Genomic DNA, 13,632 nt, shown 5'->3' with positions numbered 1-13,632 from the left:
CTCGGGCACCCTGTCGGTAGTATGTCACTGTCGACCGGGGACGCGATGCTCGACGAGATGCTCGACGGGGGCGTGCCCGAGGGGCGGACGCTCCTCGTGCGCGGGCCGTCGGGCGTGGGGAAGAGCCGGCTGGCGATCGGGTTTCTCGACGCGGGGGCCGCCGACGAGGACTGCCTCTACGTGACCACCGACGAACCGCTCTCGGTGGCGCGGTCGTCGCTCGACCCCGCAGCGGGCGTCACGGCCGCGGCGATCCACCGGGACGAGAGCGGCGGCGGCGTCCGCTTCGTCACCGACGAGGGAGCCGAGACGATTCCCTTCGGGTCGCTGATCGAGCGGCTCTCGGGCGACGACTGGGACCGCCTGGTCGTCGACGGAGCCGGCGGGCTGGTCGATCTCGCGCCAGACCGCGAGCGGGGCCGGCACGGCCGCTTTCACCTGCTCGAACGCCTCGACGAGCACGGGACGACGGCGGTGTTGACCGCCACGGACGACGAGCCGGCGTCGGTCGCCCGACTGAGCCACGGCGTCGTCGACTGCTGGCGCGAGGAGATCGAAGGGGACGCCCGGTCGTTCTGCCGGGTCGAGAAACTCCGGGGTCGGGACCACGACACGCGCCGGCACGCGCTCCACCACGACGACGACGGCGTCACGGTGGCCGCCCGGGAGTGGGCGACCCACGAGGACCCGTTCCGGACCGGCATCCCGACGCTGGACGAGTTGACCGGCGGGTTCGTCCGCAACGGCACGACCCTCCTCGAACACGACGAGACGGCCGACCACTGGCCGTTCACTGCGGCATTGGCCGCCCGCGCCGTCGAACAGGACGCGCCGGTCGTCCTCGTGACCGCGCCGGGGACGCTGGTCAACCGGGTGGACGACCTGCTCTCGGAGACGGTCGGCCCGGTGACCGAGCTGATGGACCGGAACCTGCTGTACCTGATCGACCCGATCAGCCGGAGCCCGGGTGAACCGGCCGTCGCCGGCCTCGACACAGACAGCGTGGTCTTACAGGAGGAGGAGGGCAGCATCCAGGAGGCGTTCCGGACGCTGGTGGCGGAACTCGGCGGCCGGGTCGAGGAGGCCGTCGCGATCATCGAACACGCCGCGATGGCCCACCTCGTCACCGAGAACGAGTCACGGCAGCTCTACTACTGGGCCGACGGCAACGTGATGCACGGCGAGTACGACCTCACGCTCGTCCTGACGGCCGACCGTTCTGTGGCCGGCGACCGGCTCACCTCCTTCTTCGCGGGCGTCGCCGACCAGGTGATGCGCACCTGGCGGGGCAGCGACGAACTCCAGTATCTGTCGGTGCCGAAATCGCCGGCGGGGACGCCGGGGCACACGCGCGTCGTCGAACCGCTCGAATCGTCGCCGTACGTCCAGTTGCGGTGAGGTGTCGCCGGTCGCGCTCGCTAGTCGTCGTGAATCGGGAGGTGCATCGTCACGACGTTGCCGTCGTCGTGGGTCTCGAAGGTGAGTCGTCCGTCCGAGAGGTCGGCGATCCAGTACGCGAGCCAGAGCCCGAGGCCGCTGCTGTGGAGGAGCGCGTCGTCCTCGTAGTCCTCGGTGAGGCTGGCGTACTCACGCTCGGGGATCGGTGGGGCCTCGTCCGTCACCGTGAGTTCGGCGGTGTCGTCGGCCACGGTGAGCGAGACGGTCACCGTGGGTGCCGGGTCCGTCGCGTGCTCGACGGCGTTCTCGACGAGTTCACGGACGCCCCAGACGACCTGTGGGACCGCGGACACCGTGACCGACTCGGGGAGGTCGCACTCGACGGTCGCGTCCGGGTAGGCGGCGGCGACGTTCTCGACCGTCTCCCGGACAGTCGCGGCCAGGTCGACGGGTTCGGACACGACACCCTGTTCGAGGACGTTGATGATTGCACGCTGTTTCTCCGCGTCGTCGACGACCTGCCTGGCCGTGCGATCGATGCTGTCGAGGTGTGTCGCCACGTCGTCGTCCTCGCGTGCGGCCTCCGTGCGGCCGATGACGACGTTCATGTCGTTGCGGAGGTTGTGGCGCAACTGCCTGTCGAGGACCCGCATCTGTTTGGTCCGTCGCCGTCGGTCGGTGATATCGCGGGTGAACCCCACGATCCGGGTGACGTCGCCGTCGACGATCACGGGCGTCGCCTGGATCCACACCCAGCGCTGGAAGTCCCGCTCGTCGTTGACCCGACACTCCAGTTCGACCGAGTCGCCGGCCGAGAGGCGTTTCATGTTGCGTCTGATCGTCTCGCGGTCCGCCGGGTGGACGGCCTCCATGAACTTCGTCGGGTCCGCACGGAGGTCGTCGGTCGGGATCCCCCAGATGTCCTCGAAAGCGGAGTTGACGAACAGTAACTCCTCCCAGTCGCTCGTGTACATCCAGAGGGCGTCGCTCGTGTTCTCGGTGAGCTGTCGGAGACGGCGCTCGGACTCGCGGCGTCTGTCGGCCAGTCGCTTGCGCTCGGTCACGTCCCGTGAGGTGACGACGTAGCCGTCGATCTCCGGACAGCGGGCGTTCGAGACGCGACTCTCGAGCCACACCCACGAGCCGTCGGCGTGACGGAACCGGTAGGTGGACTGTTCGGCCAGATCGTCGTCCGCCTCGACGACCCGGGCGAAACACTCCCTGACCCCCGCCTCGTCGTCGGGGTGGACGTGTTCGAATACACTGGTCCCGACCAGCTCCGCCGGCGCGTACCCGAGGAGTCGGTCGACCGCCGCGTTGGCGTACTCGAACACCCCGTCCTCGTCGAGGACGACGATCTTGTCCTGCGCGAGGTCGAGCAACGCCTCGGCGTCGGACGCCATACCCTCGCTTTGCGCAGGCACCCTCAAAGTAATTGTTGCCGATTCGACGGTTCAGCGGCGCTCAGCCCGTCACTGCAACTCGATCTTCCGGACGTAGTCCAGCTCCCGGATCGCGTTGAGCAGGTCGCCCGGGAGCGGATCCTCGGTGACGATGTAGAGTCTGGGGTCGACGGCGAACTCCGGATCCTCCGAGACCGTCTGGCGCATCGAGATGTCCTCCTCGGCGATCATGCCCGCGACCTCGGCGACGATGCCGGGCTGTTCGGTGTCGTAGACGTCGACCGTGAGGACGTGCAGGTCGAGCACCGGTGCGAGGTCCATCAGACTGGGGATCTGGGAGATGTTCTGGAAGATCCGCCGGAGCTGTTCGTCCGCGAGGATGGCGTCGGTCGTCGAGTCGACCACCCGCCGGTCCACGTCGATCTCCCGGGCGATCCCGGTGTTGGGGATCTCGATCCCCCCGGAGACCACCCGCCCGTCGTCGTTGACAGAGAAGCCGCGTTCGAGGAGCAGCCTGATGACCCGCTGCTGGGAGGGACTCCCCTCGAATTTCTCCATAATTTCTGCGAACATGGCGAACTCTGACACGCCGACGGGCTTAGGCGTGCTGGCTACAACTCGCCTTTCGTACTCGGCGTGTCGCTGCTCGCGGCTCACTTCGTTCACCGCTCGCATTTGGAGGCCTCGCACCGCTCGGCCTCCCGTCCGGCGCTCGTCGATCCGGGTCGCGTCGTCCAGCGCAGTCAAAAGTCGGTGGGTTTGGAATGGTACTCCCGTGCGAGGTCGTCGTAAATCTCCTCGTGGGCTTCCATGTCCTGACGGACGATCTGACGGATACGGTGGCGGCGAGCCTCCTCGGGAGAGAACTCGCTCAAGTCCATATCCGTGGTGTCAACGGCGAGATACCCGAAGTCGTCCGCCATCGCGTCCTACAGTTCGCCTTTCGTACTCGGCGTGTCGCTGCGGCGCTCGTCGATGCGTGTCGCGTCGTCCAGCGCCCGGGCCAGCGCCTTGAACAGCGCCTCGACCTGGTGGTGGGCGTTCTCACCCTCGACCGAGGCATGGAGGGTCAGCCCGGCGTTCGTGGCCAGCGAGCGCAGGAAGTGCTTGCCCATGTGGCTGGTGAACTCGCCGACCTGTTCCTGGGCGAACGCGCCCTCGAACTGGAAGAACGGGCGGCCCGACACGTCGACGACGACTTCGGCGACTGCCTCGTCGAGTGGGACCGTCCGGTCGGCGTAGCGGCGGATGCCGCGCTTGTCACCGAGTGCCTCCTCGAACGCCTGGCCGAGCGTGATCGCCACGTCCTCGACGGTGTGGTGGTCGTCGATCTCCAGATCGCCGTCGCAGTCCACTGTGACGTCGAACAGGCCGTGCTTGGCCAGCGATTCCAGCATGTGGTCGAAGAAGCCGATCCCGGTGTCGACCGTCGACTCGCCGTCGCCGTCCAGGTCGAGCGTCACCTCGATCTCCGTCTCGGCGGTCTCGCGGGTCACCGCCGCCGTCCGGTCGCTCATACCCCGACCGTCGCGGGCCGGCCTTAAGTAAGTCCCGCGGCGACGACGCGCGTCTGACTGAACTATTTGTGTATGACTGTCATTCACACGAGTATGCACAAACGCGACGCGCTGGGCGTGCTCGTGGCGGCCACGGGACTGCTGTTCGTCGGTGCCGGGCCGACGCTGCCCGTCGCAGTGGCCCTGTTCGTGGCCGGGGCGTATCTGCTCGCTGCCCCACGTTTCTCCGGGGCAGGGCGGCGCGTCGACCGGTCCGGCGGTCGGCGTGGCCGGACCTGATCGGGGTCGCGACAGTCGTCATCGTTTTGTCGTCTCGGACCGCGGATACTCGCATGGATCGCCGTCGATTTCTGGGGGTGGTGGGGGCCGCCACCGGACTGGCAGGTTGTATCGGGGGATCGTCCGACGGGACGCCGACCGGCGAACCCACTGAAACCGAGACGCCGGCAGGGACACCGACGGAGGTGGACGGCTATCCCGATCCGTCGGTGATCGACGAGACACCGCCGGCACCCGAGATCGATCCGTCGTCGTTCGAGACGCTGAGCTACGATCAGGGCGTCGAGATGCCGCTGGTTCCGGTGGGCGTCGCGTACGACTGGTTCCGCCGCCGCGAGGCGCGGTTCGTCGACGCGCGCGGGCCCGAGCAGTACGAGCGCTCTCACATATCGGGGGCCGTCCTGAGCCCGGCCAGCGGGCGGCGGAACGACCCCGTGACCGAGTGGGCGGAAGGCGACCGGATCATCTGTTACTGCGGGTGTCCACACCACCTCTCGACCGCCCGGGCCGGCGACCTGCTCGCGAACGGCTACGAGGAGGTGTACGCCATCGACGAGGGGTTCTGGGAGTGGAGCGCCCGCTCGTACCCCATCGCCGGCCGGAACCCCGACTTCCACCCGTCGGCCTACCAGTCCTACGTGATCGAGGGGAAGACGGATCCGAGCCACGCCGGGTCGCTCGCGTGGGCCCGGACCGCGAACGGCCGGCAGGAGGAGGCCACTCCGATCCGCGGGGACGGCTCCTACGAACTCGTCCTCCACTTCTCGCGGGTCACCGACAGTACAGATATCACCGTCGAGACGCCCGCCTACGACCTGACCGCGTCGCTCGGCGAGTTGACGAGCGGCGGGGTCACCGCGCAAGGACTGGTCGGCGGCGGCAGGCAGGCCTGACTACTCGATTGCGGCCATCGCTTCTTCCAGCGTGAACTGCCCCTCGTAGAGGGCACTGCCGACGACGACGGCGCTCGCGCCGGCCGCTTCGAGCGCCTGCACGTCCTCGATGGTCGCCACGCCGCCGCTGGCGATCACCGGGATGTCGACGGCCTCGACGACCCGCCGAACCGGATCGGTCCGTACGCCTTCGAGTTGCCCCTCCACGTCCACGTCGGTAAAGAGGATCGCGCCGGCTCCCAACTCCTCGTAGCGGGTCGCGGCCTCAGCGGGGTCCAGTCCGGTGCCCTCGGTCCAGCCCGAGACGACGACCTCGCCGTCCTTGGCGTCGAGGCTGACCGTCACGCTCCCCGGATGCTCGTCGCTGATCTCCGCGACGATCTCGGGATTTTCGACGGCCGCGGTACCCAGAATGACGCGGTCGACGCCGCGCTCCAAGAGGTCGGTGGCGTCGGCGACGGTGCGGATCCCGCCGCCCAGCTGTACGTCCACGTCCACGTCGTCGAGGATGGCGTCGACGGCGGGGGCGTTCTCGCGTTCGCCCTCGAACGCGCCGTCGAGGTCGACGAGGTGGAGCGTGGACGCACCGGCGTCGACCCAGCGGCGGGCGGCCTCGACGGGGTCGCCGTACTCGGTGCCGGTGCCGCGCTCGCCGCCGACGAGCTGGACGACCTGCCCGTCCTGCATGTCGACGGCGGGGACGACCTCGAACTCGGGGAACATGTCGGAGCCTCCGCGGGCGAGCGCGGAAAGCGTGTCGGTCGCGGGCGGCAGCGACACCGCTGGTGCAGGCATCACCCAAAGCGCCATCGTTTAATCGCACGCGTTCGGACTGCGGAATATGGTGTCGGCCCTCCTCGCGATCGGACTCCTCGTGGCGGTGTTCGTCGGGTTCAACATCGGAGGGTCCTCGACGGGCGTCGCGTTCGGCCCCGCGGTCGGCGCGGGGACGGTCTCGAAGATCGGTGCGGCGGGGCTGATGACGGTGTTCGCGCTGCTGGGCGGGGTCACCGTCGGGACGGAGGTCGTCGAGACCCTCGGCGGACAGATCGTTCCCGGGAGCGCGTTCACGCTGGTGACCTCGATCGCCGTCCTGTTTTTCATCGGGTTCGCCCTGTTCCTCTCGAACGTGGTCGGCGTGCCGGCCTCCACGTCGATGACGGCGGTCGGCGCGATCGCCGGACTCGGGCTGGCCCAGGGGAACCTCAACTGGGCCGAGATGGGCGAGATCGTCTCCTGGTGGCTGTTCGCCCCCGTCCTCGCGTTCTGGGTCTGTGCCGTCATCGGCCGGTACTTCTACCCGCGGCTGGTCGAGTGGTTCGCCATCTCCCAGTCTCAGGGTGCCCTGCTCGTGCTCGATCGGTCCGGGACGCTCCCGCGGCCGGCGCTGGGACCGAAGACGACCCGCCGGGAGTTCCTCGGGACGGTGTCGGTCGTCGCCATCGGCTGTTACATGGCCTTCTCGGCGGGGGCCTCGAACGTCGCCAACGCGGTCGCGCCGCTGGTCGGCAGCGGATCGCTCGGGCTCTACAACGGCGTCCTGCTGGGCGGGGCGGCCATCGGACTGGGTGCGTTCACCATCGCCCGGCGGACGATGGACACTATCGGGAACGACCTGACGGACCTGCCGATCCTGGCGGCGCTGGTCGTGGCCGTCGTCAGTTCCACGCTGGTGACGATGCTGTCGGCGCTGGGCGTGCCGGCCAGTTTCGTCATCATCGCGACGATGAGCATCGTCGGGCTCGGCTGGGGCCGGGCGACCCGGACGGCGACGATCGGCGACGCGGTCCGGGGCGGGGGTGATCAGGCGGCCGCCACGCCGGGCGCGCTGGCGGCCGACGCCGACGACGCGCCGACGGTCGGCGGGGAGGGCGGCACGCCCGAGGAGACCGACCGGAAGGCCATCGGCGAGGAAGAGCCCGAGGACCTGCCGAAGGCGTCGGACCTGTTCGAGCCGGCGACGACCGCCCGGGTAATCCTGCTCCAGAACGTCGTGCCGGCCATCGCGACGGTCGCGTCGTATCTCCTCTTCCGGTTCGTTCCCGTGTTCTGACCATCTGGCCGGAAAGATCGGGCATAATTGTTCACTGGGGGACCCGAAAACAGCAACATCTAACAGTCAGGGGGCCGAACCAGCGTGGTGATGCCCACGGTAGAGTACCTAAATTACGAAGTACTGGACGATCACGGTTGGGACATGTACGACAACGAGACGTTCGACAAGGCCGCAGAGGCCGACCTCGACGACGAGGACTACGGATCCCTCGATGTCAACGAGGGCGAGTACATCCTCGAGGCCGCCGAGGCCCAGGGCTACGACTGGCCCTTCTCCTGTCGCGCCGGCGCGTGTGCCAACTGCGCCGCCATCGTCGTCGAAGGCGAGATCGACATGGACATGCAGCAGATCCTCTCCGACGAGGAGGTCGAAGACAAGAACGTCCGACTGACCTGCATCGGCAGCCCCGACGCCGACGAGGTCCGCATCGTTTACAACGCGAAACACCTCGACTACCTGCAGAACCGCGTCATCTAAACGCGGCCCTTCTCCGTTTCGAGTCGTGCGCAAACGCTTTGCCCTAGCCGTCGCTGGGGCCGGGTGTGGTAGCGACCGATATCGTGACGGCGTCGATCCCGGACCTGCTGCGCCTGGTGGCCGTGCCGGCGCTTGGCTGGGCCGCCTGGCGGGACATCGAGACCCGCCGCGTCCCCAACCGGACGTGGCTCCCCCTGCTCGGGGTCGCAGTGCTCGCGCTCGCCGTCGAGGCCTGGCAGGTCTGGACCGGGACGACGGTGGGCTACGTGAACCAGCGGGCCTACTTCCTGCGGGTGACGATCAGCCTCGGGTTCGTGATCCCGCTCGCCTACGGCTTCTGGTGGATCGGCGGCTTCGGCGGGGCCGACGCCAAGGCGCTGATCACGCTCGCGGTCCTCTTTCCCACGTTCCCGACGTACCTGTTTCCCGACTTCGCCCTGCCGGTCGTCGTCCCGACACTGGGCGTGTTCGCGATGACGATCCTCTCGAACACGGTCGTCGTCGGCCTGTTCTACCCCGTGGCGCTGACCCTGCGCAACGCAGCGGGGGGCCACGTCGCCAAGGCGATGGTCATCGGACGACCGGTCCAGACCGACCGACTCGACGAGGAGTACGGCCGCCTGCTCCAGACGCCCGACGGGTTCACCCGGCGCGGCCTCGACCTGGACGCCCTCCGGATGTACCTCGCCTGGCGGGGTGCGAGCCTCGACGAACTGCGGGCCGCCCCAGACGAGTACCGCGACCCGTCGAGCATCCCGGCGGCGACGAACCCGCCCGGTGACGGCGCGATCGCGGTGACCGACGGGGGGACGCCGACCGACGAGTCCGTGGTGGAGTCACGTGATAGCGACGAGGCGGGCACACCTGACGAAGAGGGGATCGCCGACCCCTGGGGCGCGGAGCGGTTCTTCGAGGAGATCGAGGGCAGCGCGTACGGGACCACGCCCGAGCAGTTGCGGGAGGGGCTCACGGTGCTTTCGAGCGACGACGAGGTGTGGATCACGCCCGGCATCCCCTTCCTCGTCCCGATGTTCCTGGGTCTCCTGCTGGGGCTGACCTACGGTGACGTGCTGTACGCGGTGATCGAGGGACTGGGCGTCTTCTAGAGCCCGAACCGCTGTTTCGTGACGGTCAGATCGAGGTAGATCGACCGCCGGTCCGGCATCTCGGACGGGCGAGCGCCGCCGGCAGCCGGGTAGTCGGAGTGATCGAGGACGAAGTAGTAGGGCCCGCTCTCGTCGATCGACTGCCGACCCCCGTCGTTTTTCGAACTCGCCTTGAAGTCCCCGCTTGCGGTCTCGGTGGCCGTGCGGCCGATGTCCTGGTCGCCACTCGGCAGTTTCTCGGGGACCTCACCGCTCGTGTAGACGTCGTACCGCCGCATCTGTTTCCTGCTCGTGAAAAAGTACACGTCGAAGGGCGCCTTCGATCGGGAGATATACGAGATCGAACCCCCGGGGTCGGACACGTCGGGGATCTCCCGGATCCAGCCCGTGCCGGGTTCGACCGACACGTCCCGACTGACCGTCACGACGACCTCGCCGCCGCTCCCGAGACAGCCGACGGTCCCGACCGCCGCTCCGGTCACCGCACGCTGCAGAAACTTCCGGCGCTCCATCGAAACAGGCTCGGCCCCACAGCGGCTTCAATCCTCACACCCGATTACAGTTTCTGAGAACACAGAGAGCAAGTAAGACGGCGATTTCCGACGCTGTAATCAGTTCTGAAATCGACCGGGCGTCGGATTCACGGTTGATATCGCGTGCGGGCGGCGGTGACACAAAGCATATCGGGGCGACGGTCGGAGGAGTGGTATGGACAACGCCGACGTCGAGTTAGCCTTCGACGAGCAGGAGCTCCTCCCGGCGGTCGCCCAGGACGCCGAGTCGGGAGAGGTGTTGATGCTCGCGTTCGTCACCGAGGAGGCCGTCGAGCGGACCCGCGAGACCGGGCGGGCCCACTACTACTCGCGCAGCCGCGACGAGCTCTGGGAGAAGGGGGCCAGCAGCGGCCACACCCAATCTGTGGAGGAGATCCGCGTCGACTGCGACGGCGACTCGCTCCTGTACCTGGTCGAGCAGGAGGGCGGCGCCTGCCACACCGGCTACCGGTCGTGTTTCTACCGCACCATCGACGGCGAGGTCGTCGGTGAGCAGGTGTTCGACCCCGACGACGTATACGATGAGTGACGGCCCCGGACCGGACGACGTGGCGGATCTGATCGCGGATCTCGAATCGGGCCACCGGGCGGCCGAGGACGCACAGGCCCGGGTCGAGGAGCGCGGCGAAGGCGACCTCACGGCCGTCGCCGAGCAGTACGACCGGCTGCAGGAACTGTTCGACACCTACGAGGAGGAGGCCACCGGGGACGGCGACTTCAAGATCTTCATCGAGTTTCAAGAGGAGATGGAGAAGTTCGTCGACGGGTTGGCCGACGACCTGCCCCACCGCGAGTGTTTCGAGGAGGTCGACGACGTCATGCAGCAGCGACGGCTCACAGAATCGGACTTCGCCGAGGCCCGGGCGGCCCTCTCGCCGGCCGCCGACGACGCCGCGCTGCTCGAAGAGCGGGACGCGACCCGGAGTCGGTACGAAAAGCTCCGCACCCGCGCCGAGCGACGCGTCCGGGAACTGGACGAACGGATCGCAGACCTCGAAGCACTCGTCGCGATGGGCGAGGCCGACCTCGACGCGCCGGTCGAGCGACTCCGCGAACCGATCGAGGCGTACGACGACGCCGTCACGGACGCCTTCCGCGCGTTCAAAGGCGAGGCGAGCGCCCGCGACGTGCTGGAGTTCGTCGAAGCGACGGCGGCGTTCCCACTGGTCGAGTTCCGCCAGCCACCCGCCAAACTCACGGAGTACGTCGAGACCCACCCGACGGGGACCGAGCCGATCCCCTCCCTGCTAGAGTACGCCGACTACTCGAACTCGAAGCTCGACCACTACGTCGACGACGGGGCGGCGCTGAAGACGGCCATCGGAGCGAGCCAGACGTACCTCCGGCGACTCGACGGCGGCCCCCTGACCGTCTCCTGGCCGCCGCCGACCGCCGGGGAACTGCACTTTTTAGCCCGGGAGCTGATCCAGGTCACGGGACGGTTCGCTCCCGATGACGTGGTGGCGAAGGCCCGGACCGTCCGGTCGCTCGCCGACCGTGAGGACTACGACCGACTCCGGACGAGCGCACAGGCCCGCGAGCAACTCGACGACGAGGAACGGGAGCGGCTCCAGTCGGGCGCGGTGCAGGCGGATCTGGAGGCCACACGGGCGGCTCGGGAGGAACTGGCGGCGACGCTCGACGAACTGCCCGGTTAACTCACGTCGCGGGCGTCGACCATCGCTTCGTGCATCCGTTCGACGAGGTCGGCCGCTCGCTCGGGGTCTCTCGATTCGGCGTAGACCCGGACGACCGGTTCGGTCCCGCTGGGGCGGGCCAGCACCCAGCTGTCGCCGTAGTCCAGCCGGTAGCCGTCGGTCGTATCGAGGGTGGCGTCGGCGTCCCGGGCGACGGCCTCGACGGCGTCGAGCAGGCGGCGGCGCTCGTCGTCGGTCTCGTAGGGCACGTCGGTCCGGAGCAGCTGGTAGTCGTCGTAGGGTGCGATCACGTCACTGGCGGGCCGGTCTGTGAGCAGTTCGAGGAAGCGCGCGGCCGTGTAGGCCCCGTCGCGGGTGATCCGGTACTCTGGGAAGAGGATCCCGCCGTTGCCCTCGCCCGCGATGGGGACCGACTCGCCGTCGGCCTGGCGGTCACGGATGCGCGTGATGATGTTCGTGCTCCCGATAGCCGTCAGCGACAGGTGCGCGCCCGCGTCGGCGGCCACGTCGACCAGCCGCTGGGAGACGTTGACGGCGGAGACGGCCGAGTCGCCAGCGTCCAGTTCCGCGGCCGCGAGCGCCGCCAGTGCAGCGTCGCCCTCGATAAACTCCCCGTGTTCGTCGAAGAAGATGGCGCGGTCGGCGTCGCCGTCGTGGGCGATGCCGACGTCTGCGTCGGCCGCCCGGACCAGCCGTCCGAGGTCGGCCAGGTTCTCCGCGACGGGTTCGGGGTCCCGCCCGGGAAAGTGGCCGTCCGGCTGGGCGTTGACGGTGACCACGTCACAGCCGAGTTCCCGGAAGATCCGGGGGCTGGTGATCGACCCCGCGCCGTGGCCCGGATCCAGGGCCACCGTCAGGCCGGCGTCGGCGATGCGGTTGCGGTCGACGGCGGCCAGCAGTTGCTCGACGTAGCGGTCCTGGGCGTCGTCGATGCGTTCCTCGCGGCCCGTCTCGTCCCACGGCACCGCGGCGAAGTCCCCGGCGAGCAGGCGTTCCTCGACGCGTTCGAGGGTCCCCCGCGAGAGTTCGATCCCGTCGGCCCCGACGAGTTTCACGCCGTTGTACTGGGGCGGGTTGTGCGAGGCGGTGATCATCACGCCCGGCACGCTGACCCGCTCGCAGTAGGCCTGCAGGCCCGGCGTCGGAATGACACCGAGGCGGTGGACGTCCGACCCGACGCTGGCCAGTCCGCTCGCGGCGGCGTTGCCCAGCATCTCGCCGGTCGTCCGCGTGTCTCGGGCCAGCGCGACGGTCTCCACACCCCAGACGGAACCGGCCGCCTGTGCGATGTGGCCGACGAACTCGGGGTTGAGGTACTCGTTTGCCACCCCTCGCACGCCGCTGGACCCGAAGATTTCCATCACCAGTGGCTCCGAACGGCGAGCCACTAAACCTTTGCAACTTATCGAAGGCCGCGGTCCCGTTCCCAGGCCCGGATCAGCGCCGCGAGCGTCCGATTGACCGGCGCGTCGATCCGTTCGGCGACGGTCCCGTTGATCGCGTCGACCTCCGTTCGACGCTCGGCCAGCACGTCCTGGGACATCGAGGACGTGTTCTTCGCGGTCGCCTCGGCCACCCGGCGAACCGCCGCCACGGCCGCCTCGTCGGTCAGATCGACGCCCGCCTCGCGTGCGGCCCGGGCGGTCTCGCGAGCGGCCGCCTCGGCCACCTCGCTCGCTGGCTCGGACAATACCCCCCCGTTCTCGATCCGTGCGAGCGCCGTCACGCCGTTGATGCCGGCGTTGACCGCCAGTTTCTCCCAGGCTCGGCGGGGCATGTCCGCCGCGACGGTAGTCTCGATCCCCGCCTCGTCGAAGGCCATCCCCACCCGGTCGGCGGGTTCGGACTCGCCACCCTCCCGTGGTCCCAGCACGATCTCGCCGACGCCGGTACAGGTGACCCGACCCGGGTCGGGCAGCATCGCGCCGTAGGTACAGGTGCCGGCGAGCACCGGACAGTCCAGTCGTTCGGCGAGCAGCGCCTCGTTGCCGAGGCCGTTCTGGAGCGAGAGGGCGATCTCGGGGTCACAGTCGGAAAGCGCGTCGGCCGCTGCAGCCGTGTCGTAGGCCTTGACCGTCACGATGGCCAGATCGGGCGCGGCGTCGGCCGGTATCTCGGTGGTTGCCGCCGGGTCGACGTGGCACTCGATCTCGCCGTCGACGGTTAACCCGTCGGCGTCGACGGTCGCGGCGTGGGGGTCGCGGCCGACGAGCGTCACGCGGTGCTGTCGGGCGAGCAGGCCGCCGACGAGCGACCCGAGGCTGCCAGCGCCGAAGACGAGGACCTCCACG

General features: G+C 68.8%; 16 protein-coding genes. 8 read left to right on the top strand and 8 right to left on the bottom strand.

The genetic code is table 11. From position 1 onward, the window contains the following. The first annotated feature begins 21 nt into the window (after positions 1–21). Positions 22–1,398, top strand: a complete 1,377-nt coding sequence (locus BV210_RS08820) for an ATPase domain-containing protein (RefSeq protein WP_077206283.1) — start codon at positions 22–24, stop codon at positions 1,396–1,398. 20 nt (positions 1,399–1,418) lie between these two features. On the opposite strand, the gene BV210_RS08815 is transcribed toward BV210_RS08820, so the two are convergent. From BV210_RS08815 to hisB, 4 genes are all read right to left on the bottom strand, one after another. After that, the gene (locus tag BV210_RS08815; protein ID WP_077206281.1) at positions 1,419–2,801 is read right to left on the bottom strand and encodes a PAS domain S-box protein; all 1,383 of its coding nucleotides are present in this window, start codon (positions 2,799–2,801) and stop codon (positions 1,419–1,421) included. A 69-nt stretch (positions 2,802–2,870) separates the two neighbouring features. Continuing rightward, positions 2,871–3,374, bottom strand: a complete 504-nt coding sequence (locus tag BV210_RS08810; RefSeq protein WP_077206280.1) for an amino acid-binding protein — start codon at positions 3,372–3,374, stop codon at positions 2,871–2,873. A 170-nt stretch (positions 3,375–3,544) separates the two neighbouring features. Beyond that, positions 3,545–3,724, bottom strand: coding sequence for a hypothetical protein (locus BV210_RS08805; RefSeq protein ID WP_077206279.1), 180 nt, complete (start codon positions 3,722–3,724; stop codon positions 3,545–3,547). A gap of 6 nt (positions 3,725–3,730) precedes the next feature. Further along, positions 3,731–4,318 (bottom strand): imidazoleglycerol-phosphate dehydratase HisB, encoded by a 588-nt coding sequence (hisB, locus tag BV210_RS08800; RefSeq protein ID WP_077206277.1) that lies wholly within the window; start codon positions 4,316–4,318, stop codon positions 3,731–3,733. A gap of 93 nt (positions 4,319–4,411) precedes the next feature. Between hisB and BV210_RS08795 the strand changes: the two genes are divergently transcribed. Next, positions 4,412–4,597, top strand: a complete 186-nt coding sequence (locus BV210_RS08795; RefSeq protein ID WP_077206276.1) for a hypothetical protein — start codon at positions 4,412–4,414, stop codon at positions 4,595–4,597. A gap of 53 nt (positions 4,598–4,650) precedes the next feature. Continuing rightward, on the top strand, positions 4,651–5,490 hold the full coding sequence (locus tag BV210_RS08790; RefSeq protein ID WP_077206274.1) for a rhodanese-like domain-containing protein: 840 nt from the start codon (positions 4,651–4,653) through the stop codon (positions 5,488–5,490). Here the strand turns inward: BV210_RS08790 and hisA are convergent, their stop codons facing one another. Further along, positions 5,491–6,213 (bottom strand): 1-(5-phosphoribosyl)-5-[(5-phosphoribosylamino)methylideneamino]imidazole-4-carboxamide isomerase, encoded by a 723-nt coding sequence (hisA, locus tag BV210_RS08785; protein WP_077206273.1) that lies wholly within the window; start codon positions 6,211–6,213, stop codon positions 5,491–5,493. Positions 6,214–6,331: 118 nt separating this feature from the next. On the opposite strand from hisA, the gene BV210_RS08780 reads away from it, so the two are divergent. The 3 genes from BV210_RS08780 (at position 6,332) to BV210_RS08770 (ending at position 9,129) form a co-directional block, all read left to right on the top strand. Continuing rightward, positions 6,332–7,543 carry an inorganic phosphate transporter gene (locus tag BV210_RS08780; protein WP_077206272.1) on the top strand — a complete coding sequence of 404 codons (1,212 nt, stop codon included), beginning with the start codon at positions 6,332–6,334 and terminating at the stop codon, positions 7,541–7,543. Between the two features lie 90 nt (positions 7,544–7,633). Beyond that, on the top strand, positions 7,634–8,023 hold the full coding sequence (gene fer / locus BV210_RS08775) for a ferredoxin Fer (RefSeq protein WP_077206271.1): 390 nt from the start codon (positions 7,634–7,636) through the stop codon (positions 8,021–8,023). Positions 8,024–8,106: 83 nt separating this feature from the next. After that, positions 8,107–9,129, top strand: a complete 1,023-nt coding sequence (locus tag BV210_RS08770; protein WP_077208020.1) for an A24 family peptidase — start codon at positions 8,107–8,109, stop codon at positions 9,127–9,129. Here the strand turns inward: BV210_RS08770 and BV210_RS08765 are convergent. Next, positions 9,126–9,641, bottom strand: a complete 516-nt coding sequence (locus tag BV210_RS08765) for a hypothetical protein (protein ID WP_077206269.1) — start codon at positions 9,639–9,641, stop codon at positions 9,126–9,128. The genes BV210_RS08770 and BV210_RS08765 overlap by 4 nt on opposite strands. A 196-nt stretch (positions 9,642–9,837) precedes the next feature. Between BV210_RS08765 and hisI the strand changes: the two genes are divergently transcribed. Continuing rightward, entirely contained in the window at positions 9,838–10,212 is a 375-nt protein-coding gene (gene hisI, locus BV210_RS08760; RefSeq protein WP_077206268.1) for a phosphoribosyl-AMP cyclohydrolase, read from the top strand. Next, positions 10,205–11,341 (top strand): hypothetical protein, encoded by a 1,137-nt coding sequence (locus BV210_RS08755; protein WP_077206266.1) that lies wholly within the window; start codon positions 10,205–10,207, stop codon positions 11,339–11,341. The genes hisI and BV210_RS08755 overlap by 8 nt, the downstream gene beginning before the upstream one ends. Here the strand turns inward: BV210_RS08755 and glmM are convergent. Both glmM and BV210_RS08745 read right to left on the bottom strand, forming a co-directional pair. Continuing rightward, on the bottom strand, positions 11,338–12,702 hold the full coding sequence (gene glmM / locus BV210_RS08750) for a phosphoglucosamine mutase (RefSeq protein ID WP_077206265.1): 1,365 nt from the start codon (positions 12,700–12,702) through the stop codon (positions 11,338–11,340). The two genes, BV210_RS08755 and glmM, sit on opposite strands and share 4 nt — an antisense overlap. Positions 12,703–12,743: 41 nt before the next feature. Then, positions 12,744–13,631, bottom strand: a complete 888-nt coding sequence (locus BV210_RS08745; protein WP_077206263.1) for a ketopantoate reductase family protein — start codon at positions 13,629–13,631, stop codon at positions 12,744–12,746. Between the last annotated feature and the right edge of the window lies 1 nt (position 13,632).

It is taken from the genome of Halorientalis sp. IM1011 (genome assembly GCF_001989615.1).
In the GTDB taxonomy this organism is placed as follows: domain Archaea; phylum Halobacteriota; class Halobacteria; order Halobacteriales; family Haloarculaceae; genus Halorientalis.
The sequence above is the reverse complement of the archived record's forward strand: the minus strand, read 5'-3'. Positions and strand labels throughout refer to the sequence as shown.

Bases quoted from the DNA above. Each gene is read 5' to 3' on its own strand.
- BV210_RS08820 (WP_077206283.1), top strand. From the start codon at position 22: ATGTCACTGTCGACCGGGGACGCGATGCTCGACGAGATGCTCGACGGG.
- BV210_RS08815 (WP_077206281.1), bottom strand. From the start codon at position 2,801: ATGGCGTCCGACGCCGAGGCGTTGCTCGACCTCGCGCAGGACAAGATC.
- BV210_RS08810 (WP_077206280.1), bottom strand. From the start codon at position 3,374: ATGTTCGCAGAAATTATGGAGAAATTCGAGGGGAGTCCCTCCCAGCAG.
- BV210_RS08805 (WP_077206279.1), bottom strand. From the start codon at position 3,724: ATGGCGGACGACTTCGGGTATCTCGCCGTTGACACCACGGATATGGAC.
- hisB (WP_077206277.1), bottom strand. From the start codon at position 4,318: ATGAGCGACCGGACGGCGGCGGTGACCCGCGAGACCGCCGAGACGGAG.
- BV210_RS08795 (WP_077206276.1), top strand. From the start codon at position 4,412: ATGCACAAACGCGACGCGCTGGGCGTGCTCGTGGCGGCCACGGGACTG.
- BV210_RS08790 (WP_077206274.1), top strand. From the start codon at position 4,651: ATGGATCGCCGTCGATTTCTGGGGGTGGTGGGGGCCGCCACCGGACTG.
- hisA (WP_077206273.1), bottom strand. From the start codon at position 6,213: ATGTTCCCCGAGTTCGAGGTCGTCCCCGCCGTCGACATGCAGGACGGG.
- BV210_RS08780 (WP_077206272.1), top strand. From the start codon at position 6,332: ATGGTGTCGGCCCTCCTCGCGATCGGACTCCTCGTGGCGGTGTTCGTC.
- fer (WP_077206271.1), top strand. From the start codon at position 7,634: ATGCCCACGGTAGAGTACCTAAATTACGAAGTACTGGACGATCACGGT.
- BV210_RS08765 (WP_077206269.1), bottom strand. From the start codon at position 9,641: ATGGAGCGCCGGAAGTTTCTGCAGCGTGCGGTGACCGGAGCGGCGGTC.
- hisI (WP_077206268.1), top strand. From the start codon at position 9,838: ATGGACAACGCCGACGTCGAGTTAGCCTTCGACGAGCAGGAGCTCCTC.
- BV210_RS08755 (WP_077206266.1), top strand. From the start codon at position 10,205: ATGAGTGACGGCCCCGGACCGGACGACGTGGCGGATCTGATCGCGGAT.
- glmM (WP_077206265.1), bottom strand. From the start codon at position 12,702: ATGGAAATCTTCGGGTCCAGCGGCGTGCGAGGGGTGGCAAACGAGTAC.